The following is a 25,261-nucleotide window of genomic DNA, read 5'->3' as shown; positions in this document are numbered from 1 at the left end:
CTAAAATAAAAAAGACCACAGAAGTGGCCTTTTTTTGAAAAAAATTAAGGTGCTTTAGGAGGGTTTAAAACTTGCCAAACATTCCAACGACCTTGTTTTTCAATTTCTTGAATTAAACGGTCTGCAACTTCACCTTCTTGCGGATATTTTACTTTGTAATTTTTTAAAATATTTACAGCACTTTTCTTTTGTTCCATCGCAATATAGTTATTGGCTGCAGAAAGATATGCTTCTTGTACACCCGCTTTCATTGCTTTGTCTAAGTATGGAATCGCTTCACGTTGACCGCCACCTTCAGATAAGCCAAAACCAAACCAGAAGTTTGCTTCTGCATCATCTTTATTAGTTTTTAAAATACGTTGTGCGTAGTTTAATGACTTGGTGGTATAGACTGAGCCTAAGTCGAGGTTACGAGCCATTACACTGGCTTTAAACGCGCGAATTAGAACATCAAAAGAAGCATTGTCTTTCGATGCTAATGTGTCTAACTGTTGTGTCACTTCTTTGAGTTTGATTTCAAAGCCTTTACGTTCCTGACGTTGTACAAAACGTGGTGGATAGTGACGAGCTTTGCCTTCAACCAATTGTAAGAAATCATCAATTTCTGTGATATCAATTTCATTGTCGCCAGCAAGTGTTGCATATTTTAATGCACGTTGTTTGCTGTTCACCGTTGGAATAATGAGACGGTTTGTATCTAGTGTTAATTTTTTAGATGGGTCACTGGCTAGGTTCACGACCATTTTCGTCACAGGTTGTGTGGCAGCCTTTTGTAAATTTATTTCAAATGGAGGTGGTGCGTCATAATCAAATGGGTTAAGCGCATAAAACGGCGGTGTAAGTTCTGGTTCCGCAAAAACCATAGCGTCTTTTGGGCCATTATTATTTTTAGAGGGCATGCTTCCGCAGGCGGCGAGTGTTAAAGCGACTAAAGCAACAGCCAAGGGCTTAAGCGTCATAGTGATCTTCCATTTAATTTATTTTAAAACTTAAAAAAGCATGTTTGCCAGTCTAAAAAAACTAGGGCAAACATGCAAGCCAGTTCTCAGGCAGATCGCTGTTATTCAGTACAACTATTGCGTTTTAGAGGGATTGGTTTGCGCTTCACACTCACGACGGACTTCCTCAATAATTTTGAGTTCTTCAGTACTAAAGGGTTGCTCACTTTGTTTTTTGAAGGTCGGGTCAAGCAATGACAAACGCTGACACAGCGTATTCATACGCTTTTCGTTATGTTGTATTCGGTCTAGCAGTACGCGCATACCTTCTAAGATTGGATCAGTCTGATCTTGGGTTGTGGCGTAGGGTTGGAAACCGATACTTTCGGCATAATCACGTAAGCTATTTTCTTCTTCATTTTTTGGTTTGTTTTTGGTAATAAAGCGTGCGGGATTTCCCACAGCGGTTGTATCTGCCGGAACTTCTTTGGTTACGACTGCATTTGAGCCAACTTTAGCATTTTTACCTACAGTAAAAGGCCCTAAAATTTTGGCACCAGCACCGACCACCACGCCATCTTCTAAAGTTGGATGGCGTTTGCCTTTATTCCAAGTCGTACCGCCGAGTGTCACACCATGGTACAGCGTGACATCATCGCCAATTTCTGCCGTTTCACCAATGACCACACCCATGCCGTGATCAATGAAAAAGCGATGACCAATTTTGGCCCCTGGGTGAATTTCAATTCCTGTAGCAAAACGGCTAAAAGAAGATAGTAGGCGAGCAGAGCCTTTACAGTCTTTAGTCCACAGTTCATGCGCGACACGATGCATGATTAGGGCGTGAATACCCGGATATGTGGTTAAAACTTCAAGCGTGTTTCGTGCTGCAGGATCGCGCGCGAAGACCGCTTGGATATCTTCTTTGAGCTGTTTAAGCATTCGATTGATCCTCGTGATCTTTAGTTTTTTTCCATGAGCCGTTATTCATGGCTTGTACTCGGGTAAATATACCGCGAAGTAGATGATATTCCATACGATCTAATTGTATACGTCCAAAAAGTCGACGCAAGCGTAATGGTAGTAATCTTGGGTTTTTTGGGTCCATAAATTCAATTTCTGCCAACATTTTTTCTAAATGTGGATAGAACTGTTCCATTTGCTCGTGAGTAACCAAAGGTTCATCCCATTGCATATCAATATCATCAGTCACATGCATTTGGGCTTCTGGGTCTACAGGATTTTCCACAAAATTCATAGCAGCCATGCGCATTTCATAGCAAATGACTTGAATGGCTTGGGCAACATTTAGTACACCATAGTCACTATTGACTGGAATGGTGACATGATAGTTGGCCATGGCCAGTTCTTCATTGGTTAAGCCACGGTCTTCACGGCCAAAAATGACAGCCACTTCTTGCTGACTTCCCGAAACTGCTTTCAACGATAGCTCTGCAGCAGGGCGTGCATCTAACAATGGCCAAGGAATGGTGCGACTGCGAGCACTTGTACCAAATACAATATGACAGTCTTTAATGGCATCTTCCAAAGTGTCTACAATTTGAATATGTTCAATTAAATCTGTAGCGCCAGCAGCCAAGGCATCAATGTCTGGATGCGGATAGGTTTTGGGTGCAACTAAAACGAGCTTAGTTAGTCCCATGGTTTTCATGGCACGTAATGCACTACCAATGTTTGCAGGTAATGTAGTATTGACCATGACAATACGTACATGGGAGAGATGCGCTGAAACAGCAGCATTGTCCATTTGACTCATGATTGTTCCAAATTTAAATATTTAAAGTTAATCAATTTAAAATTAAGCAATTATAGCTTAAGAATATTGGTTGTTAGATTCTGCCTGATACATATCCATCGCATCCTCCATACTCATGTTTGATGGTGGCGGTGGAATATTTGCGGGCTGAGCTTGTTCATAGCTCACGGCCTTGGCTGCTTTAGATTTGACGTGATATTCAATATACAGCGCTTCTGTACCAAAATAATCACGAAGCTTGCTCAACGCTTCATCGAGTGGAGCAATGTTCCAATTGGCCCCACAATGTAATTCAGCAGAGGCATAATCAAAATCGAGCTTTAAATGAAGCGGAATGTGGCTACACATATCAACATTACAATAAGGCACTAAAATATTTTGAATATCTTGAGTCAAGGTTTTTGTAATGTGTTCAGGGCTGAGTTTAATTTGAATGCTGTTGGCACGCTTTTGACGAATTTCATTTAGACTAAAGGCTTTGCTTAAGCGACCCATTGGTCGGTCAAAACCTTCACGTTCATAAATTTCACCTTCAATCACGACAACTTTGTCAGCTTGAACAATGTCTTTAAAACGTTGGAAACGTTCATGGTTGGCAGAAACTTCAATACGCGCTGTACCGTCGTCTAAGGTAATCACCATTCGATTGGGGAAGTTGGCAACATCGACCACTAAGCCTGCAAAGACAGTGGTCACACCACGACGTGTTGGTGTTAGTTCGTTAATGCGCTGTGACACAAAAGATTTCAGTTCTGGGCGATAAACATCTATTGGGTGACCTGTTAAATAGAGGCCAAGGGTGTCTTTTTCACCTTTTAAACGAACTTCATCTGACCAAGGTTTTAAGGGTTTTGCTGGTTTACGCTGAACTTCTTCAACTTCACCAAATAAGTCCATAATGCCAGTTTCACGGTTACTACGTGCCTGATCGGCTGCTTGTACCGCTTCAGGCAGTTGCGCCATTAAACTAGAACGTTCAATGCCTAAGCAATCTAGCGCACCAGAACGAATCAGTGCTTCTAATGTGCGTTTATTAATTTTCTTTAAATCAATTCGATGGCAGAAGTCGAAAAGGTCGCGGTATGGGCCTTCTTGAACACGTGAATCAATCACGGATTGCATGGCTGCTTCACCGACACCTTTAATTGCACCTAAACCATAAACAATGGTTTTCGAGTCACTGGCATGAAAGTTATATAGTGACATATTGACCGACGGTGGCAATACTTCTAGGTTATTGTTGCGACAGTCATCAATAATAAACACCACGTTATCAGTGTTTTGCATTTCTGACGTCATAACCGCTGACATGAATTCGGCAGGGTAATGTGCTTTTAACCAAGCGGTTTGATAGGCAACTAAAGCATAAGCAGCAGCGTGAGATTTGTTGAAACCATAACCTGCGAATTTTTCCATATAATCGAAAATATGGTTTGCTGTATCGTTATCAATCTCTTTTAGAGCAGCACCCTCAGTGAACGTTTGGCGCTGCTGAACCATTTCTTCAACTTTCTTTTTACCCATGGCGCGACGAAGTAAGTCTGCACCACCCAGTGTGTAGCCTGCACAGAGCTGCGCAGCCTGCATTACTTGTTCCTGATACACCATAATGCCGTAAGTGGGTTCAAGTACTTTTTCCAATAATGGATGTAAGTATTCAAATTCACCACCGTGCATACGGAAAATAAAGTCAGGAATCAGATCCATTGGGCCTGGACGATATAATGATACGAAGGCAATAATTTCTTCAAATTTACTTGGGCGTGCTTCCTTCAACATTTTTTTCATGCCGACGGATTCAAACTGGAATACCGCGGTGGTATTCGCCTCTGCAAAGATCGAGTAAGCCTTACTATCGTCTAGCGGAATATAAGTAATATCGATAGGTTTTGTAATATCAGGATGGGCATTGATGTGTTTGATGGCATCTTCTATGACCGTTAAGTTACGTAAACCCAAGAAGTCGAATTTTACCAAACCAGCAGATTCAACATCATCTTTGTCAAATTGTGCAACTCGCGCAGTACCATCGGCATCACACATGACGGCCGAATAGTCGGTCAACTTGGTTGGTGCAATGACCACGCCACCCGCATGTTTACCCGTGTTACGGGTAATCCCTTCAAGTTTTAGTGCCATTTCCCAAATTTCAGAGGCATCATCATTGTCTGGATTTGATGGGTTGGTAACGATATCTTTGAGCTGTGGTTCTGCTTCTATGGATTCTTCTAGTGTCAAACCTAAAGGTTTGGTTGGAATCATTTTTGAAATACGGTCGGCTAAACCATAAGATTTACCCAGTACACGAGCAACGTCACGAATTGCTCCTTTGGCGGCCATCGTACCAAAAGTTGCAATTTGTGATACGGCTTCACGGCCATATGTACGTGCGACATAGTCAATGACGCGATCACGACCTGCAATACAGAAATCGACGTCAAAATCGGGCATCGACACACGTTCTGGGTTTAAGAAACGTTCGAACAGCAGGTCATAGCGTAGTGGATCAAGGTCGGTAATTTTTAAGCTATAGGCAACCAATGAGCCTGCACCTGAACCACGGCCGGGGCCAACAGGTACGCCATTGCCTTTAGACCACTGAATAAAGTCCATGACAATTAAGAAGTAACCAGGGAAGCCCATTTGCAAAATAATTTTAATTTCAAACGCTAAGCGTTCATCATAGGGCTTGCGGATATCTGACCAATTTTCACCGCGATTGCTGTTTGGATATAAAAAATCGAGGCGCTCTTCTAAACCGACCTGACACAAATGTTCAAAATAAGTGTCAATGGTATGGCCATCAGGAATTGGGTAATCTGGCAAATCATTAAAGCCAAGGCGCAGTGAGACGTTGCAACGTTTCGCAATATGAAAGGTATTTTCAATAGCAGAAGGAATATCTTTAAACAACTCCGTCATTTCTTCGGCAGGTTTTAAATACTGTTCTGGGCTATACGTTTTGGGACGACGTTTATCACCGAGTACATAACCATCAGCAATACACACCCGTGCTTCATGCGCTTCATAATCTTCACGGCGAATAAAGTGCACATCATTATGTGCAACAACACCAATATTATATTTGACCGCCAATTTTGTGGCTTCTTGAATGAAGGCTTCTTCACCCGGTCGGTCTGTACGGGTAATGGCTAAATAGACGCGATTACCAAATTTTTCAACCCATTCTTGTAGAAGGGGCTCAGCTTTTTGTGGATTAGAGGTCAGTAGCATTTTACCAACATCGCTGTGTTGACCCAGCAACACAATTAAGTCTTCGTGCTGATTTAAAACCCAGTCTTTTTGTACGCAAGGAATATCTAACTGTTGACCACTGATATAGCCTTCAGAAACCAGTTCGGTTAGGCTACGCCAGCCTTTTTTTGTCATGGCGAGTAAAGTCGCACGATGATCTGCATCATTCAGCCGAATAGTTGAGCCTAAAATTGGCTTAATGCCACTTTTTAAACACTTTTCATAAAATTTAACGGCAGCGTGTAAATTGGATAAGTCGGTTAGGGCCAATGCAGGCATACCGTCATTTGTTGCAACTTTTACTAAATCAGGTATGCGTACAATCGACTCTGAAATCGAAAATTCTGTATAAATACCAAGATGTACAAATTGCATAAATGAGTCCCTACTTAAACCGTCGGCTAGTTTAACATGGCTGACCGTTAATCTGAGTGATATTGAAATGATTTGGCGAAGTTTTAGCAACTTGAATGCCTTCTACTAGAATCAATATTTCAACTATAGATAACCTATTTTTCAAGTGATTCAACTTTAAAGAACGAAGATCGGGTGTATTCGGAATAATTTTCATCTATAATTTTAAAAAGATCGTACACAATTTTTAGAGCTAAGTATTTTGAGTTTTAAATTATTTTAGTGGTTATTTAATCAGTAGGGATTGATGAAAAAAGTCCTCATGTAGAGGACTTTTTAAAATGATTTGACTTAGCGCATGCGTGAAAGCCAGTCGCCTAGACTTTGCACCAATTGCACTAAAATAAGTAAAACAATCACGGTTAAAATAACCACACTGGTATCAAAGCGTTGATAACCATAAGAAATTGCCAAGTCGCCAATGCCACCCGCACCAACTGCACCGGCCATTGCTGTTGCACCAATCAAGCTAATAGTGGCAGTTGTTAAGTTTAAAATCAGTGAACTACGTGATTCAGGCAAAACAAATTTAAAAATAATTTGTAAAGGAGATGCACCCATGGCTTGGGCAGATTCAATAATCCCCTCATTTACTTCTAGTAAAGAGGTTTCGATTAAACGTCCAATGTAGGGGCCAACATAGATGGTTAAAGGAACAATGGCTGCCCATGTTCCAATAGATGTGCCAACCAAGACTTTGGTGAGTGGAATAACTGCAATCAGTAGGATAATAAAGGGCAGTGAGCGTAGCGCATTGACAATTGGGTTTAACCCGTGATAAATCACTTTATTGGGTAAAATACCCGCTGGGCGAGCTGTAAATAGAATGATTGCTTGAATAAAACCCCAAATACAACCAAACAACATCGCAAAGAACACCATATGAAAGGTTTCTTGCAGGGCTGTCACGAACTGATCAATTGAAAGTGAACTTTTCCAGAAGGGTGCGGTGACTTCAGTCAGCCACTGTACAAAGAGATCTCTCATACTTGTACTCCTGACTGTTCAACTTGTACGCCACTATTTTCCAAAAATGTAATTGCTTGTTGAATAGCCGTTGGTTCACCCAACAGCTGAATAAACATTTGACCAATCACAGAACCATTAATTTCTGTCATATTGGCAAATAGAATATTTAGGCTAATATCAAATTGTTTAATCACGGCTTGAATCACGGTTTCTTGTGCAGAACTTCCTAAAAACTTAAGACAATAAATACTTTTATGATTTTTATTTTCAAGATTATTTAAAATATTAACTGGAAGCTGCTGTTGCAACACTGTTTGAATAAAATTCTTTGTGGTTGGGTGCTGCGGTTGACTAAAAATGTCTAAGGTAGAACCTAATTCAATCACATGACCTTGTTCCATCACTGCAACATAATCGCAGACCGATTCAATCACATCCATTTCGTGAGTTACCATGACAATGGTAATACCTTGTTCCTGATTGATTTTTTTCAATAAAGCTAAAACAGATTTGGTCGTTTGCGGATCCAGTGCAGATGTGGCTTCATCACACAGTAACAGTTTAGGATGATTGGCTAAGGCACGAGCAATACCAACGCGTTGCTTTTGTCCACCAGATAATTCGTCGGGGAACGCATCTTTTTTTTGCTTGAGATCAATAAATTCTAATAACTCATCTAAGCGTTTCTGACGTTCAGCTTTACTTGCACCAAGTAATTTCAGAGGCATTTCAATGTTTTCTGCGACTGTTTTGGTTTGTAGTAAGTTGAAATGCTGGAAAATCATACCAATATTGGTACGCTCCTGACGCAATTCACGTGCATTCAAAGCTGTAAAATCTTTATCATTAATAATGATTTGACCTTGGCTTGGGCGTTCGAGCAAATTGATTAAGCGGATTAAGGTACTTTTACCTGCGCCACTATAGCCAATAATGCCAAAAATACAGCCAGCCGGAATCTCTAGATTAATTTGATCCAGCGCTTTAACAGTTTGGCCTTTCAGCTCAAAGTGCTTTGAAATATTTTTAAATTGAATCATATCGTCAGAGGCTAATTATAAAAGAAAAACAGGCAAATTAAATTTGCCTGTTTAGATGAGTAAAGTATATTACTATTTTGCGTCTGTAAGATAGCTTACTGGCTTATTCACATCAATTTTTGTGCCACCAAAGTGTTCTTGAACATATTGTTTCACAGCTTCAGTATGATAAAGCTCGCCAACTTTTTTCAAGACAGGGTCATTTTGACGGTCGGCAGCGACAGCTAAAACGTTAACATTCATTTTGGTGCTTTGGTCAACGGGTTCGTAGAAGACGGCATCTTTCAATACGTTTAAACCACCTTCCATTGCCAATGTATTGCCTAAAACAATTGCATCAACTTCGTCTTTTACACGAACAGCAGTTGCCATTTGAATAGGTTTAATCACAATTTTCTTTGCGTTTTCTGAAATGTCAGCAGGGGTGCCTTTTACATCATCAAAGCCTGCTTTTAATTTAATTAAACCTGCTGATTGAAGAAGGAGTAAAGCACGTGATTCATTTGCACCATCATTTGGAATGGCAATGGTCGCGCCTGCTTTAAAGTCTTCAAGCTTTTTAACTTTGCTTGAATAAAGACCCATTGGCTCTAAATAAGTCGTAGAAAGTGGGGCAATTTTATCTTTGTTACTGCCATTGAAAGCAACCATGTAAGCATAAGACTGGAATGCATTGACATCAATTTCTTTATTGGCCACGGCTGTGTTCATTGATACATAGTCCGTGAAGTTTTTCACTTCAAGTTTAATGCCAGCAGCTTTGGTTTCAGGCAAGGTTGCAATATAGCGCCAAATGTCAGCATCTGAACCTGTAGAGGCCATAGTGACCGTTTGAACTTCAGCAGAATTTTTAGTTTGCGTAGCATCCGATGCAGGTGCTTCTTGTTTGCCACAACCCGCTAAGACAGCTGATAGGCCTAGTACAAGACCAAGGAGCTTTTTCATGTATTCATCCTAAGTAAATTTAATTTTGCTTTAAATTTACGAAATTATTGTATAGAGAGATTAAATCTAGCCTGAATCAGTGAAACTGATTAACGCATATGACTTTAAAATGACCTGTGAATGAATGCAATAAGATATCCATCGAATAAGGTCATACATCCAGATGATGTGCAGCAAGTAACTGTATTCAAAGTAACTTTACTTATTCAGACCAATTTTAAATTGGCACAATCATAACAATTTTTTATTATGTGTAATAGTGATTAAAAAGATGATACTTAGCTTGATTTTTCATAAGTAATGCCGATTTTTCAATAAAACAACTCATAAAACAATAAATTAAGTTTATTGAAAGTGATAAACCCTACAATTATATGGTTTATTCTTCTATATATGTTTTTTGAAAATCTAAAGATGAAAAATGCATATAAGGTTAATTGAGGGATATTTAAAGTCGTTTGATCTGAAAAATATGGATTATATATTCTTTGGCTACAAATAAATGAGTTAAAAAAACCCGCATTGAGCGAGTTTTTTTTAACTTAACTCAAGAGTTTGAATTAAGCATTTTCACGAGCAATAGCACGGTAACCAATATCTTTACGATATTGAACGCCATCAAATGTTACTTTTTCACAAAGCTCTAAGGCTTTAGCTTGAGCTTCACCAATGGTATTGCCAATTGCGGTTACACAAAGTACGCGACCACCAGCAGTTACAACATCACCGTTTGCATTGAGTGCAGTACCTGCGTGGAACACTTTGGCATCGCTCATTTCTGTGTCTAAACCAGAAATTACATCATCTTTGCTTGATGTTTCTGGGTAGCCTTTAGATGCAAGTACAATACCGACAGTTTTACGTTCATCCCATTCTGCTTCTGCAGGTAAGTTTCCTGCAATACCTGCTTCCACTAAATCGACCAATGATGATTTTAAACGCATCATAATCGGCTGCGTTTCAGGGTCACCAAAACGGCAGTTGAATTCGATAACTTTAGGCTGACCTTGTTCATCAATCATCAGGCCTGCATATAAGAAACCTGTATAAACGTGACCATCTGCTTTCATACCATCAACAGTAGGGCGCATGACTTCTTTCATTGTCTTTTCAAAAACGTCAGCTGTTACAACAGGCGCAGGAGAGTATGCACCCATGCCACCTGTATTTGGGCCTTGGTCGCCTTCGAAAATACGTTTGTGATCTTGTGAGGTTGCCATTGGCAAAATGTTGTCGCCATCAATCATACAAATGAAAGAGGCTTCTTCACCCGCAAGAAATTCTTCAATGACCACTCGTGAACCAGCATCGCCAAATTTGTTGTCAGCAAGCATGTCATCAATGGCATCAAATGCTTCTTGATTGGTCATGGCAACAATCACGCCTTTACCTGCAGCAAGGCCGTCGGCTTTAATGACAATAGGTGCGCCATTTTTTTCGATAAAAGCTTTAGCTTCGGCAACATCTGTAAATACATCATAAAACGCTGTTGGAATGTTATGACGTTTTAAAAAGTGTTTAGCAAATGCTTTAGAACCTTCCAGTTGTGCGGCAAATTGGGTCGGACCCCAAACTTTGACATCAGCAGCACGGCAAGCATCGACCACACCATTTACAAGTGGTGCTTCTGGGCCAACAATGACCAACTCAACAGCATTATTTTTTGCAAAGTCGATAATTGCTGCATTGTCTAAAATGCTTAAATTGACGTTTTCACATTTGTTTTCAGTTGCTGTGCCTGCATTACCAGGAGCAACGAATACTTTCGTTACTTTATCGTCTTGCGCAATTTTCCATGCAAGTGCATGTTCACGACCGCCATTACCCAAAACTAAAATATTCATCTAAAAATCCCTCAAAGAAAAGAATCCCTCCCGACCTCCCTTTAAAAAGGGAGGGGATCACGCATGAAAACTAAGGTTTCTTACGTGAAAAGTCCCCCTTTTTACAAAGGGGGATTTAGGGGGATTAATAAATATGACGTCTAATCAATTAATGGCGGAAGTGACGCATACCAGTGAATACCATAGCAATACCAGCTTCATCAGCTGCTGCAATGGTTTCTTCATCACGCATAGAACCACCCGGTTGAATGATGCATTTAATGCCAGCTTTAGCAGCATTATCAATACCATCACGGAATGGGAAGAATGCATCCGATGCCATAACTGCACCTTCAACCACTAAACCAGCATGTTCTGCTTTTATGGCAGCAATACGTGCAGAGTTTACACGGCTCATTTGGCCTGCGCCTACACCAATGGTTTGACGGCCTTTAGCATAAACGATAGCATTTGATTTCACATATTTCGCAACTTTCCAAGCAAAAATCATGTCATCAATTTCAGCTTCAGTCGGTGCAACTTTAGTTACAACTTTAAGGTCGTCTTTGGTGATCATACCTAAGTCTTGGTCTTGAACCAATAAACCGCCATTCACACGTTTGTAGTCAAGCTGTGATTGACGTGCATCCAGTGCAGGAAGTTCGCCACAGACAAGGACACGAACGTTTTTCTTCGCACCAGTAACATCAAGCACGCCTTCAGCAATACTTGGTGCAATAATCACTTCAACGAATTGGCGGTCAACAATGGCTTGCGCAGTTGCAACGTCTAATTCACGGTTGAACGCAATAATGCCACCAAATGCAGATTCAGGATCTGTTGCATAAGCAAGATCATAAGCTGTAGCAATGCCATCTAAAGACACAGCAACACCACATGGGTTTGCATGTTTGACAATTACACAAGCTGGTTTTGCAAATGATTTTACACATTCAAGTGCGGCATCTGTATCTGCAATATTGTTATAAGATAATTCTTTACCTTGTAACTGCTTAGCTGTTGAAACAGATGCTTCAGTTGCAGTGTCTTCTACATAAAATGCAGCAGATTGATGCGGGTTTTCACCGTAACGCAAATCTTGAGCTTTATTCAATTGTGTATTGAAAGTACGTGCAAATTTGTCAGCAGAACCATCTTCTTTGCCTACGCGAGCGCCGAGGTAAGAAGCAATCATACCGTCATATTGCGCAGTATGTTCAAATGCTTTAACGGCAAGGTCAAAACGAGTCGCGTGAGATAAAGCACCTTCTGCTTTAAGTTCCGCAACAACAGTTGAATAGTCAGATGCATTAACCACAATACCCACAGAGGCATGGTTTTTTGCTGCAGCACGAACCATAGTCGGGCCACCGATGTCGATATTTTCAATCGCATCTGCAAGTGAGCAGTTTGGTTTTGCAACAGTGGCTGCAAATGGATAAAGGTTAACAACAACTAAATCGATCGCATCGATGTTGTGTTCAGCCATTACAGCTTCATCCAAACCACGACGGGCAAGAATACCGCCATGAATTTTAGGATGTAGTGTTTTTACACGGCCGTCCATCATTTCTGGGAAACCAGTATGCTCTGAAACTTCAACTACAGCGACATTATTGTCTTTCAACAATTTATATGTGCCGCCAGTAGATAAAATTTCTACCCCTAGAGCTACAAGGTTTTGTGCAAACTCCACAATACCAGTCTTATCGGAAACAGAGATTAAAGCGCGTTTAATAGTCATGATCTTCGTCACAGTTACAAGTGCAGATTAATACAGAAATTGGCGAACTACAGGTTAAAAAAAATGCCTGCGGAGACCGCAAGCATTTTATCATTTATTCACTCATTAAACCGTGAGCTTTCAACTTTTTACGTAAAGTTCCGCGGTTTAAACCGAGGATCTCTGCGGCACGTGTTTGATTACCACGCGTATATTCTAGAACTACAGATAAAAGAGGTTTCTCCATTTCTGCTAGCACCATGTCATATACCTGAGAAGGCTGTTCGCCTTGTAGTTGTGCAAAGTAATGACGAACTGCGCGATCTACGTGAATACGAAGAGCGACATCAGATTGTGCAGTAAAAATAGGAGATTTGCTATTCATGCGAATTAATCCGAAAAAATCAGGATCACTTGGGTAAAGTGATATAAAAGTGGTCTATAAATTAAATGAACTCTGTTTTAGATCCTAAAACAGAAATTCTAAAACTGGGACATTCCAATTTAGCTCTAGCATGCCACAACTCAAAGGATTGATCGAAATTTAAGCGTAACAATAGATTAATATTTGTTACAGGCCAAAATCAAACAAAAAAATCTGCTCTATACGCTATATTAAATAAGGCGCATTAGGCTGGATCATATTTGTTTTTGAAAAATGAGTGAGAAGTTTGCAGTGCAAAGCTTTCGTGGCGCGTATCATACCATTGTCTAAGAAAAAGTGAGCAAGAAAACTGCATTTTTTTTAGTTTTTTTTGTTTTTTTTAATAGTTTTTTCCAATTTTATGGTCGAATTATTTCTAAATCGTAGCTATTGAAGCTTTTTCGGTCGATAGGAAGCTTAAATTTAAATTTGAAAGGGCTATTACTTGGAATGCGCTGAATACTCGACAGGCTATCAACTAAATATTCTTGATGCGATAAAGAGTGGGTTGCGAATACAGCGCCATTTTCTTTTAGTTTTACGCGCAAAATAGGTAATGCTAAACTGCGGTCATGGTAATTAACCAATTGTCCGCTAAATTCCACTTCATTTTTAGCAATAGAGCGAACTTTGACTTTTTTAATGGTAATCAGGTTGTAGCGCTCTTCAAGTTTAGAACAATTAAAAACCTCACAAGCAGCATTGAAGCCTGCAGCCATGACTGGGCTGTTGTTTAGATATTGAGGATTAAACCAAAAAAACTGAAACAATAAAGTACCGATTAATGCAATATTTATAACAGTCCACATTGCATAATTGAAGGGACTTCGTTTTTTTTCAACATCTGCTTTATCAGACCAGTTTAGGGCAGGAAAGTTGCCAATAGGTTCTGTGCTGAAATAGTTTAGGTTGTTTAAATAGGTTTTTAAGTCAATATTTGAATTTTCGACTTTATCTTCAAAGATATCTAACAATGTGCGAGGTTGTTCATTTTGTACTTGAGGAGGCTGATCTTCAAAGTTGAAATTAGCAATATTGATTTGTGATGTAGTTGAAGAGTTGGAAATAGTTGAGGATTCGGTTGCAATAGAAAGGTTAGTCGTTCTAGCTGCAACCAAATAACTCAGCGCATTAAATGAGGTTGAGCACTTTGGGCAACACACCATGCCTTGGGCAACGGTCAACTGAGCGACTGTTACTTTGTATGTTGTGGAACATGTTGGGCAGAATGTTTGTTTATTGCTCATAAGTACTTACGTTGATTCATTAATGCTTTTGGCGTTTTCCAGAAATGCGACACCAGTATTCTTCGCGTTCTTCGACATCTAATATATCAAAAAATTCAGAATAAACAGCAGAAACATCATCAACTTGCTCTTTAATTACACCTGCAAGTGCGAACTCGCCCTCAGATTTAATTAAAGTTGAGAATTCAGGCGCAAGTACCATCAGTGGGCTAGCCAAAATGTTGGCAACAAATACATCGGCTTTCTGGTTTTTGAAGGTTTCATTAAACTCTTCTGGTAAGCCAACATATAGGTTGTCTAACACGCCATTCAATTCTGCATTTTGTTGTGTTGCATGGACTGCTTGTGGGTCAATGTCTGTTGCATAGACTTTTTTAGCACCCAATAACAATGCAGCTACACCTAAAATGCCTGAACCACAGCCATAATCAATTACGATTTTATCTTTAACATCGGTTTTGCCTAACCATTGTAAGCAAAGGAAAGTTGATGCATGGTTGCCTGTACCAAAAGCAAGGCCTGGATCTAATTTAATGTTGACTGCATCAGGTTCTGGAGCTTCCATCCACTGTGGAACAATCCAGTACTTTTCAGCGATTTGAATTGGTTCATAGGCATCCATCCACGTGCGTTCCCATTCTTGGTCTTCCATAAATTCGCTACGAAGTGGTGCTTCTGGCATTTGCGCTTTAATAAAGGTTTCTAAAGCGACAACGTCAATTTCTTCATCATCTTCTTGTGCATAAATACCTGTGACAATGACTTTATTCCAAAGTGGTGTTTCACCTGGAAGTGGTTCCAGTAGTTCCTGATTTTCAGCATCGTCTAGAGTTACGCTGACTGCACCTAAAGAGCTAAGTAAGGTTTCAGTGTAATCGACTTGCGCTTGATCAACAGTAATATGAATTTGTAACCACTTCACGGGAAGAACCTAAATTTGTTAAGTAAAGGGCTATTGTAGCGGAACTCTATATGTAGCGCCTATAACTTATTGTCTTCATAACAAAATAAAAAAGGACGCATAGACGCCCTTTTAATTTAAAATATTTCAAAGTTAATTATAGTGCTTTTTCTGGAATTGGGATTAAAGGTGCATATTTGTTAATTAGCAAACCAAAGACAGCTGCAAATATATACATGAAAATTGAATAGACAGCTGCGGGCATGGCAACGGCAGAACTAGACATTACTGTCAGTGCAATGGTCATGGCCAATGTACTGTTGTGAATACCAATTTCAAATGCACAAGCGCGTGCTTGAGCGCTATTAATACCCAATAGACGAGGAACAAAGTAACCAATAGTTAGGCTACAGATACAGAAGAGGGCTGTGGCCGCGCCGACTTGAGCAAGATAGAGCGCAATGTTTTCCCGTTCACTAATAATCGCGCCAATGATAATTAAAATAAGAAAAATGACTGCAAAAATACGTAAAGGCTTGTTTAATTTTTCTGTTAATACAGGAGCATAATGACGAATTAGCATGCCAATACACACTGGAATGATAATAATGCCAAATACTTGAAGAATTTTTGAAAACTGTAAGCTGACTTGTTGACCTTCTTGCATAAAATGCATGATTGAAAAATTTACAATCAAAGGCAAAGTCAGTGCTGCAATGACAGAATTAATAGCAGTTAAGGTGATATTTAAGGCTAAGTCGCCCTTAAATAAGTAGCTAAATAAGTTTGCAGTGCTACCACCAGGTGAAGCAGCCAGTAGCATGAGGCCTACGGCAAGTAAAGGAGGGAGAGCAAAGATTTTGCAGAGTACAAATGCAATACTAACCAATACAACCAGTTGGCAAAATAATGCAATCAATACGGCTTTGGGGTGTTTGGTGACGCGAGAAAAATCTTTTGGTGTTAGTTCTAAGCCAAGGCCAATCATAATAATAGCCAATGCTAAAGGTAGCATTACGGTTATAATTCCAGAATCCATGTATATATACTCCCTTGTTTTATTTATTACATTTGCTTGTTTTCTTTAAAATAAATTGTCTATATAAAGTTGAAGTGTAAAATTAAAAATTTGATATTTTGCTATTTAAGGCAACATTATGAGCAGTTGAGCGTGTAAGTAAAATTCCAAAAAGCAGTACAAAAATATACATAACAATTGAATAAACACCAGCAGGGATTGCAATGGTGGTATTGGACAGAACAGAAATTGCAGTGGTCATTGCAATAGCCGTGTTATGGATGCCAATTTCAAAGGTACATGCACGGGCTTGTTTTTCAGGAATTTTGGCTAAGTGAGGAATGAGATAACCTAGAAACAGGCTTGCAAAGCAAAAAATAGCAGTTGCAATGCCGACATCTACAAAATACAAAATAACATTCTGCTTTTCTCTGAATAATGCATAAATAAAAATAGAGAATAAGAAAAAAATTGAGATGAGACGCATTGGTCGTGTTAGCTGATAAGCCAGCGCTGGCAATGTATGGCGTAATAGCATACCAATACAAACGGGAATAAAAATAATAAGAAAAACATGTGCAATTTTATCTATAGGCATACTAATCGTGGTTTTGTCACCTAAAAAATATAACAATGATAAATTCACGATAAAAGGCAATGTAAATATACAAATAATTGAGTTAATTGCGGTTAACGTCATATTAAGTGCAACATCACCTTTATAAATATAGCTAAATAAGTTTGCAGTTGGCCCACCCGGAGAGGCTGCTAAAAGCATTAAACCCACAGAAAGTAACGGTGGTAAATCTAAAACCTTGCAAATTAAAAATGCAATAGAAACCAAAATAATGAGCTGTGTAAAAAGTGCTAAAAAAATTACCTTGGGGTAGCGTCCAACACGCAAAAAATCTTTGATAGAAAGCTCTAGGCCCAACCCCATCATCATGAGGGCCAAAGTGACGGGCAGAAAAACAGCAAATAGCCCCGAATCCATGGAATATCCTTTTTTGTTTTAATCCTTATTGGTTGTTTTTTGAGTTTAACTAAGTTTGTTAAATAAGCAATAATTAAAAATGGGTGGAAATTATACATTTTCACCCATAATTTGAAGCAGTTAACATAGACTCTTCCTTTGTAACTCTCATGGTTATTTGGGGTGAGGTGCGACAAAACCCAATGCACATTTACCTTTAATTTCTTTACCTTCTATATTGATGGATTTGGTGTTGGCATTCGTGGCACATATTGAATTAAGTTCCGCTTCATCTCCTTTAATTGGTGCATTTTTGGTGGTTGCAAAGAATTGAGGCTCGCACGTTCCATTCCAAATAATACCTCTATATGCAAAGCTGACTTGCGCACCTTGTGTTTTGTCTTTACACACTTGTTGGTACTTTTGCGCATGATAAACCGTTTCAACTTTATCATTGGCCTGTGTGGTAAGGGGGGTGAAAAAAAGACTACAGAGTATTACGGAGAGGAAAATATTTTTATTCATCACTGATACCTTTGTTTGTCGTGTATCCAACTTACAGGTTATAAAATATTCAAAATAAAACAATACGATTCGAGTAAGTTTTGAAGATAAAATGTTTCATTTGTATGGTGACTCTGAAAAGCGCGATTACATTTGATTTTTGATGTGCTGTACATGAATACAAGGGTCGCACTTAAAATTGACTGAATTTGTCAACTTATCTTGCTCAGTTTTGATATAATACTCCGTCATTCTTTTTTATCTCTCAAACCATTATGCATTATCCTAAAGTTTACGATGTCATTGTTATCGGTGGCGGTCACGCGGGTACTGAAGCGGCGCTAGCTGCAGCACGTATGGGCCGACAGACTTTGCTTTTAACTCATAACATTGAGACTTTAGGGCAGATGAGCTGTAATCCTGCCATCGGTGGTATTGGTAAATCACACTTAGTACGTGAAATTGATGCACTAGGCGGTGCAATGGCATTGGCTGCCGACAAAAGTGGTATTCAATTCCGTATTTTAAACTCGCGTAAAGGCGCAGCAGTACGTGCAACACGTGCGCAAGCTGACCGTGTGCGTTTTAAAGCGGCTATTCGTCATACGCTAGAAAATCAAGCCAACTTAGATATTTTTCAGCAATCAGCAGATGACTTAATTGTAGATGGCGATACCGTTAAAGGTGTTGTGACGCAAATGGGTATTCGTTTTGATGCGAAAACTGTCGTGTTGACTACAGGTACATTCTTGGGTGGCGTGATTCACGTAGGACTCGAAAAATCGAGCGGTGGACGTGCTGGTGATCCTCCATCTATTTCATTGGCAGCGCGTTTACGCGAATTAAATTTACCTGTAGGTCGTTTAAAAACAGGTACACCGCCACGTATTGATGCGCGTTCTGTTGATTTTTCTGTAATGACAGCGCAGCCGGGTGATTTTCCATCGCCAACCATGTCATTCATGGGCGATGCTTCTATGCATCCTGAACAAGTAAATTGTTATATTACGCATACCAATGAACGTACACATGACATTATTCGTGGTGGCTTAGACCGTTCGCCAATGTACACAGGTAAAATTGAAGGTGTAGGCCCACGTTACTGCCCATCAATTGAAGATAAAATTCATAAATTTGCTGATAAAGATTCACATCAAGTATTCCTTGAGCCTGAAGGTTTAGATACGCACGAGCTTTATCCAAATGGTATTTCAACATCACTTCCATTTGATGTGCAATTTGAATTGGTTCGTTCGATTCGTGGTATGGAGAATGCACACATTCTTCGTCCGGGTTATGCAATTGAATACGATTACTTTAACCCACAAGCTTTGAAGTTCTCTTTAGAAACCAAAGCCATTAATAACCTGTATTTTGCGGGGCAAATTAACGGTACCACAGGTTATGAAGAAGCTGGCGCACAAGGTTTATTGGCAGGTTTAAATGCTGCGCGCCGTGCTTGGGATCAAGAGCAATGGATACCGAAACGTGATGAAGCGTACATGGGCGTTCTTGTTGATGACTTGATCACATTGGGTACGAAAGAACCGTATCGTATGTTTACTTCACGTGCGGAATACCGTTTGATGCTTCGTGAAGACAATGCGGATCAGCGCTTAACTACAATTGGCCGTGAAATGGGCTTGGTGGATGATGAGCGTTGGAATGCTTTCTGTGAAAAAATGGAAGCAGTAGAAACTGAAAAAGGTCGTTTACAACACCTTTGGGCTGCGCCAAATAATCCGATGGGTAAAAAATTCGTTGAGATGACAGGTGATGACTTATCCAAAGAGTCTTCCGCGATTGATTTATTGAAACGTCCAAATATTAATTTTGCTCAAATTGCTGAACTGACAGATTCTAAAGTATCTGCATTTGTTGGTGAGCAAATTGAAATTGCTGTGAAATATGCGGGTTATATTAATCGTCAGCAAGAAGATGTTGCGCAAATGAAGCGTTTGGAAGATACACGTATTCCTGCAGATTTTGATTATGATGTAATTTCTGGTCTGTCACGTGAAATTACTTTAAAGTTGAAAGAGGTGCGTCCTGAGACTTTAGCGCAAGCGAGTCGTATTCCAGGGGTGACTCCTGCGGCGGTTCAGTTGATTATGATTACGGTTCGTAAAAACAACCAAGCAAAAAAATCTGCTTAATAGTTAAAAATGATTAAAAAAGCCCGTTTTATACGGGCTTTTTTGTTGAGTATTTTAGAGTGATCTAAATTTTGGGTGCTGTAATTGTTAAAAGTTTTATTTTTATAAGATTTTGTAATATAGCGTTAATTTGTTAAATGAGGCTTATTGTGTCTCAGTTTCCTCCCTTTTTTTGTTACAAGTATAAACAGAAAAATCACAAAATTTTTTAACGGTATTTTTGTATTTCAGGGCGACGTTTTTAAGGCTTTGGCTTCAAACACTTGGCGTTGCTTTATCTGCTATTAAGGTTGCAATATTTTGTACAGATAAAGTGCATAAAAAGTAAGTTTAAAGTTTGGTATTGAATTAAAAAAAGGAGGCTCGAGCTTTCTTTTTTATCTTTTAAGGGGGGATTTATCTGCTGATTAATGTTTAAAGAATTTGTTAAACTAGACAAAATTTTTTAAATTATGATTTTATGGCTTATCAATTGGTTCAGCTTGAAATTCAAGCAACAGATAATATTCAGTGCCCGCATTGTCAGCAACAAGTTATTAATTGGGCAGAGGAGCAATATATCCAGCCTTGTGAACATACGTTATTTATTGCGATGGATATTGGCTTTGAATATATTACAGACGAATTTGAACAGACCATGCGCCGTACAGTAGATGACTTGCATGCCAATGATGATCAGGTCAATATTTTTGCAGAATTGGTCGCATCGCAATATCCTGAATATCGGATTTATCAGTCTGTTTTGGGTGTGGAAGGTTATTCCCGTTATATTGGTTTTACTGCATAACTTATATAAAAGTTGTGGCTTGTAAATTAAACCTTATAAAAGTAGAGCAAATAAAAAACCTCCATAATTGGAGGTTTTTTATTAAATAGAAGATGATTTAACCTTCAATTTCTTCTTCTATGTCATCTTCAGCGCTATCCATGCCTAACTCTTTAAGTTTGCGGGTAAGGGTATTTCGGCCCCATCCTAAAAGTTCAGCAGCATGACGTTTACGACCGCGCGTTTGCTGTAAAGCGGCATTAATTAAAGTGCGCTCAAACATTGGTGTGGCAATGTCGAGGAGCTTCATTTCGCCGTTTTTCAGTTTTTGAATTGCCCACTGGCTTAACAGTTCATCCCAATGGTGAATAGAAATGCGGTCAAGAGTGTTTGGTGCTTGGTTGGTGTTACTACCTTGAGTAATTGGAATTTGCTTGAGTTCAGAAGGTAAGTCTTCAGGATAGACCTCACGCCCAGTAATCATGACGGTTAGCCAACGACAGGTATTTTCCAATTGACGCACGTTACCTTGCCAAGGCAGTTTTTGCATATACTCTTGCGTTTCAGGGCGTAAGATTTTAGGGCTAACCCCAAGCTCTTTACCTGCACGTGCCAAGAAATGCTGTGCCAGCATAGGGATGTCTTCACTACGATGTGCAAGTTTTGGAATGTGAATGCGAATGACATTGAGACGGTGGTATAAGTCTTCACGGAAACGACCATCATGTACTAATTTTTCAAGGTCTTGATGGGTGGCTGCAACAATTCGTACATCGACTTTAACTGGGATGTGACCACCAACGCGATAGAATTCACCATCTGCTAAGACACGAAGTAAGCGTGTTTGGGTTTCAAAAGGCATGTCGCCAATTTCATCTAAAAATAAGGTGCCACCATTGGCTTGCTCAAAACGACCCTGACGCTGGGAGTTTGCACCGGTAAACGCACCTTTTTCATGGCCAAAAAGCTCAGTTTCAATCAAGTCTTTTGGAATTGCGGCCATATTTAACGCAATAAAGGGTTTGCTACTACGCGGTGAATGGCGATGCAGAGCATGTGCAACCAATTCTTTGCCTGTACCAGATTCACCATTAATTAGTACAGTAATGTGTGATTGTGATAAACGCCCAATTGCACGAAAAACTTCCTGCATGGCAGGTGACTCACCAATAATTTCAGTTGACTGAATTGGTGGTGCTGTTTTTGCAGACTCTTGTTGTTGTAACTTTGCAATATGTAAAATAGCACGGTTGACTAAAGCGAGGGCTTCATCAATATCGAAAGGTTTGGGTAAGTATTCAAAAGCACCTGTTTGGTAACTAGACACGGCAGATTCTAAGTCCGAATGTGCGGTCATAATAATTACAGGCAGGTCTGGATAGTCTGCTTTCACTTTTGCTAAAAAGGTTAGGCCATCTATACCGGGCATACGAATGTCAGTCAAAATAACATCGGGTGCATCTGTGCTTAATTGATCTAAAGCCGATTGAGCTTCTTCAAAACTGGTGACATCAAAACCTTCTTCTTTGAATGTTTTTTCAAGCACCCATCGCATAGCGCGATCATCATCAATTACCCATATTCTATTTCGCGACATGGTCGGTCTCCCAAGGTAAATATAAGCTGAATACTGTTTTTCCGGGAACAGATTGGCATTCAATCATTCCGTTATGTTGATGCATAATATTTTGTGCAATGCTAAGACCTAAGCCAGTTCCTTTTGCACGACCAGAGACCAGTGGATAAAAGATGGATTCCAGCATATCTTCAGGAATACCAGAGCCATTGTCTTCAATGTTTATACGAATTGCAGAGCGCTTTAGTACTCCGTTAATGGTCACAAGGCGCTGAATTCGTGTTCTTAGGGTAAGTTCTGGTTGATGGTCAATGAAAAAATCTTTATGTTCAGTCATTGATTGAACAGCATTAACACTAATATTGAGCATGACTTGAATGAGTTGGTCACGGTCTGCCAAGACATCAGGTAAAGATAAGTCGTAGTCACGGATAATTTTAATTTTATTTTTGGTTTGATTGGCAATGAGTGAGCGAACACGCTCTAAAGGTTCATGTACATTTACAGGTTCATAACTTGGTAGTTGGCGCGACCCAAGCATAGTGTCGGCTAAATTGCGTAAACGATCGACTTCACTAATAATAATATCGGTAAATTCACTATATTTTGGGTCATTTAAGCTACGTGCTAAAAGTTGTGTTGCGCCACGAATGCCCCCTAACGGGTTTTTAATTTCATGGGCTACACCCCGAATAACTTGGCGCGTGACCTGATGTTGCTGAATGAAGTTTTCTTCTTTAGATATTTTTAGCATGCGGTCAATTTGATTCAGTTCTATCAGTAGAAGTGGATGATAGGGTTTGCCTGAATTTAGTTGAGACGCGGTGTAATCTACATGAATGTCTTTGAAGTTAACATTCATGGTTGCCTCTCTGCGTGTGTAATGTTGACCCGAATGTAAGGTTCTGTTCAGCGCTTCTTCAGTATTAAACTCATCATCGGGCATTTGCATTAAATTCAAAACAGGCATGCCTGATGCACGAAGCAAGCTGATATCAAATAAGGCTTCGCAAGCAGAATTTAAATAAAAAATATTTAAATCACTATCGACCAATAAAATTGCAGTGGTTAAATTGTCAACCAATAAGCGGTAATCGATAGTCATAGGATGATCCATTAATGATGGTTTCCTGTATTAAAATAGCGCAACTGCATCTTCATGAATGGGTCTATTGCAGAGAATAAGACCTGATATGATGCAAAATACGCGCCAACTTAGGAAAAAGACATTGAGTTTTAATACAGGTTAAATTAAGTGTGCTGAAAATGATCTTTAATCAACATGTATAGCCAATTGGAAGCAGGCTGTAAATAAGTAATGTTTCAAAATGGCGCATTAATAATTGGATGGATAAATTTATAGCATTATTTTGGTGCGTAATACAAAGAGTGCGCTTTTCACCTGTTTTTATGCAGTGAAAAGACATACAATATGTGCATTCTAGTAGAGCGCAGATTCAATAATGAAGTCCCCCAAAGTCGGTTTCGTATCTTTAGGTTGTCCTAAGGCATTGGTAGATTCCGAACGAATTTTAACTCAGTTGAAGACTGAAGGTTATGATGTTGCATCAGATTATGACGGTGCAGATTTAGTTGTTGTAAATACCTGTGGTTTTATTGAATCTGCAGTACAAGAATCTTTAGACGCAATTGGCGAAGCCATTAGCGCGAATGGTCGTGTAATTGTGACAGGTTGTTTGGGTAAAGATGAAGAAAAAATTCGTCAAATGCACCCAAGCGTTTTAAAAGTAACGGGTGCAGCTGCGTATCAAGATGTAATGGAAGCGGTGCATGAATATGTACCTGCTCCGCCGAAGCATAATCCTTTTATTGATCTTGTTCCTGAGCAAGGCATTCGTTTAACACCGAAACATTATGCTTATTTGAAAATATCAGAAGGTTGTAACCACCGTTGCACATTCTGCATTATCCCAAGTATGCGTGGTGATTTAGTGTCACGTCCAGTCGGTTCGGTTTTAGACGAAGCGGCTGCACTTAAGCGCGCCGGTGTAAAAGAAGTACTCGTAATCTCCCAAGATACTTCTGCTTATGGTTTAGACACCAAATACAAACTTGATTTTTGGAACGGCCAGCCAGTTAAAACTAAGTTTTACGATATGTGTGAAGCTTTAGGTCAACTGGGTATCTGGGTGCGTCTACATTATGTCTATCCTTATCCGCATGTGGATGCCGTAATTGACTTAATGGCGCAAGGTAAAATCCTGCCTTATTTAGATATTCCTTTTCAGCATGCTAGCCCGCGTATCTTAAAACTAATGAAGCGACCGGCCCATAGCGAAAATACATTAGAACGTCTTAAATTATGGCGTGAAAAATGTCCTGAATTGGTGATTCGTTCGACGTTTGTTGTCGGCTTTCCTGGTGAAACTGAAGAAGACTTCGTGATGTTGTTGGATTGGTTGCAAGAAGCAAAACTTGACCGTGTAGGTTGCTTTACCTATTCACCTGTTGAGGGTGCGACAGCCAATGATTTACCAGATCATGTGCCTGAAGAAATCAAGCAACAGCGTTATGAACGTTTCATGGAAGTTCAGCAAGCAATTTCAGCTGAGAAATTACAGAAACGTATTGGTCAAACCATGACCGTTTTGGTGGATGATCTTGAAGAAGAGTTCCCTGTAGCAGTTGCGCGTTCATATGCAGATGCACCAGAAATTGACGGTAATGTATTTGTAGAAGATATTGATAAATCACAAATTAAAGCGGGTGATTTACTTGAGGTCGAAATTACAGATGCAGATGAATATGACTTGTATGCTAAGTTAATTCGCATTAAATCGGCTTAATTGAA

At 39.6% G+C, this 25,261-nt stretch carries 20 protein-coding genes; 3 read left to right on the top strand and 17 right to left on the bottom strand.

The features are described 5' to 3' along the window. Window positions 1–44 precede the first annotated feature (44 nt). The 15 genes from BBP83_RS10220 to BBP83_RS10150 all read right to left on the bottom strand — a co-directional run bounded on the left by BBP83_RS10220 (window position 45) and on the right by BBP83_RS10150 (window position 17,972). Window positions 45–959, bottom strand: a complete 915-nt coding sequence (locus tag BBP83_RS10220; RefSeq protein ID WP_068888151.1) for an ABUW_2363 family tetratricopeptide repeat lipoprotein — start codon at window positions 957–959, stop codon at window positions 45–47. A 114-nt stretch (window positions 960–1,073) separates the two neighbouring features. Further along, entirely contained in the window at window positions 1,074–1,880 is an 807-nt protein-coding gene (cysE, locus tag BBP83_RS10215; RefSeq protein WP_068888148.1) for a serine O-acetyltransferase, read from the bottom strand. After that, entirely contained in the window at window positions 1,873–2,715 is an 843-nt protein-coding gene (locus BBP83_RS10210; RefSeq protein WP_068888146.1) for an RNA methyltransferase, read from the bottom strand. Before BBP83_RS10210 ends, cysE begins: the two co-directional genes overlap by 8 nt. Before the next feature lie 57 nt (window positions 2,716–2,772). Continuing rightward, window positions 2,773–6,345, bottom strand: coding sequence for a DNA polymerase III subunit alpha (gene dnaE / locus BBP83_RS10205; protein ID WP_068888144.1), 3,573 nt, complete (start codon window positions 6,343–6,345; stop codon window positions 2,773–2,775). Between the two features lie 330 nt (window positions 6,346–6,675). Continuing rightward, the gene (locus BBP83_RS10200; protein WP_068888142.1) at window positions 6,676–7,371 is read right to left on the bottom strand and encodes a methionine ABC transporter permease; all 696 of its coding nucleotides are present in this window, start codon (window positions 7,369–7,371) and stop codon (window positions 6,676–6,678) included. Further along, complete coding sequence (locus tag BBP83_RS10195; protein WP_068888139.1) at window positions 7,368–8,393, bottom strand: methionine ABC transporter ATP-binding protein; 1,026 nt, start codon at window positions 8,391–8,393, stop codon at window positions 7,368–7,370. The genes BBP83_RS10200 and BBP83_RS10195 overlap by 4 nt, the downstream gene beginning before the upstream one ends. Before the next feature lie 72 nt (window positions 8,394–8,465). Next, entirely contained in the window at window positions 8,466–9,338 is an 873-nt protein-coding gene (locus tag BBP83_RS10190; RefSeq protein WP_068888136.1) for a MetQ/NlpA family ABC transporter substrate-binding protein, read from the bottom strand. 560 nt (window positions 9,339–9,898) lie between these two features. Then, window positions 9,899–11,182, bottom strand: a complete 1,284-nt coding sequence (gene purD / locus BBP83_RS10185) for a phosphoribosylamine--glycine ligase (protein WP_068888134.1) — start codon at window positions 11,180–11,182, stop codon at window positions 9,899–9,901. 148 nt (window positions 11,183–11,330) lie between these two features. Next, entirely contained in the window at window positions 11,331–12,905 is a 1,575-nt protein-coding gene (gene purH / locus BBP83_RS10180; protein WP_068888131.1) for a bifunctional phosphoribosylaminoimidazolecarboxamide formyltransferase/IMP cyclohydrolase, read from the bottom strand. 94 nt (window positions 12,906–12,999) lie between these two features. Further along, window positions 13,000–13,269 (bottom strand): DNA-binding transcriptional regulator Fis, encoded by a 270-nt coding sequence (fis, locus tag BBP83_RS10175; protein ID WP_001086304.1) that lies wholly within the window; start codon window positions 13,267–13,269, stop codon window positions 13,000–13,002. A 398-nt stretch (window positions 13,270–13,667) separates the two neighbouring features. Continuing rightward, complete coding sequence (locus tag BBP83_RS10170; protein ID WP_068888129.1) at window positions 13,668–14,555, bottom strand: DUF3426 domain-containing protein; 888 nt, start codon at window positions 14,553–14,555, stop codon at window positions 13,668–13,670. Between the two features lie 19 nt (window positions 14,556–14,574). Further along, window positions 14,575–15,477, bottom strand: coding sequence for a 50S ribosomal protein L11 methyltransferase (gene prmA, locus BBP83_RS10165; protein WP_068888127.1), 903 nt, complete (start codon window positions 15,475–15,477; stop codon window positions 14,575–14,577). 136 nt (window positions 15,478–15,613) lie between these two features. Further along, window positions 15,614–16,495: a bile acid:sodium symporter family protein gene (locus BBP83_RS10160; protein ID WP_068888125.1), complete on the bottom strand. Its 882-nt coding sequence runs from the start codon at window positions 16,493–16,495 to the stop codon at window positions 15,614–15,616. A gap of 82 nt (window positions 16,496–16,577) precedes the next feature. Beyond that, the gene (locus BBP83_RS10155; protein ID WP_068888123.1) at window positions 16,578–17,468 is read right to left on the bottom strand and encodes a bile acid:sodium symporter family protein; all 891 of its coding nucleotides are present in this window, start codon (window positions 17,466–17,468) and stop codon (window positions 16,578–16,580) included. A 153-nt stretch (window positions 17,469–17,621) separates the two neighbouring features. After that, complete coding sequence (locus BBP83_RS10150; RefSeq protein WP_068888121.1) at window positions 17,622–17,972, bottom strand: hypothetical protein; 351 nt, start codon at window positions 17,970–17,972, stop codon at window positions 17,622–17,624. Window positions 17,973–18,226: 254 nt separating this feature from the next. Between BBP83_RS10150 and mnmG the strand changes: the two genes are divergently transcribed. After that, on the top strand, window positions 18,227–20,107 hold the full coding sequence (mnmG, locus tag BBP83_RS10145) for a tRNA uridine-5-carboxymethylaminomethyl(34) synthesis enzyme MnmG (RefSeq protein WP_068888119.1): 1,881 nt from the start codon (window positions 18,227–18,229) through the stop codon (window positions 20,105–20,107). 460 nt (window positions 20,108–20,567) lie between these two features. Next, the gene (locus BBP83_RS10140) at window positions 20,568–20,894 is read left to right on the top strand and encodes a hypothetical protein (protein ID WP_068888117.1); all 327 of its coding nucleotides are present in this window, start codon (window positions 20,568–20,570) and stop codon (window positions 20,892–20,894) included. A 97-nt stretch (window positions 20,895–20,991) separates the two neighbouring features. On the opposite strand, the gene glnG is transcribed toward BBP83_RS10140, so the two are convergent. Both glnG and glnL read right to left on the bottom strand, forming a co-directional pair. Beyond that, entirely contained in the window at window positions 20,992–22,470 is a 1,479-nt protein-coding gene (glnG, locus tag BBP83_RS10135) for a nitrogen regulation protein NR(I) (RefSeq protein ID WP_068888114.1), read from the bottom strand. Then, on the bottom strand, window positions 22,457–23,566 hold the full coding sequence (gene glnL, locus BBP83_RS10130) for a nitrogen regulation protein NR(II) (RefSeq protein ID WP_068888112.1): 1,110 nt from the start codon (window positions 23,564–23,566) through the stop codon (window positions 22,457–22,459). The genes glnG and glnL overlap by 14 nt, the downstream gene beginning before the upstream one ends. 346 nt (window positions 23,567–23,912) lie before the next feature. On the opposite strand from glnL, the gene rimO reads away from it, so the two are divergent. After that, complete coding sequence (gene rimO, locus BBP83_RS10125) at window positions 23,913–25,256, top strand: 30S ribosomal protein S12 methylthiotransferase RimO (RefSeq protein WP_068888110.1); 1,344 nt, start codon at window positions 23,913–23,915, stop codon at window positions 25,254–25,256. Window positions 25,257–25,261 lie beyond the last annotated feature (5 nt).

Source organism: Acinetobacter celticus (assembly GCF_001707755.1).
GTDB lineage: Bacteria > Pseudomonadota > Gammaproteobacteria > Pseudomonadales > Moraxellaceae > Acinetobacter > Acinetobacter celticus.
This window is presented reverse-complemented; position numbering and strand designations above follow the sequence as displayed.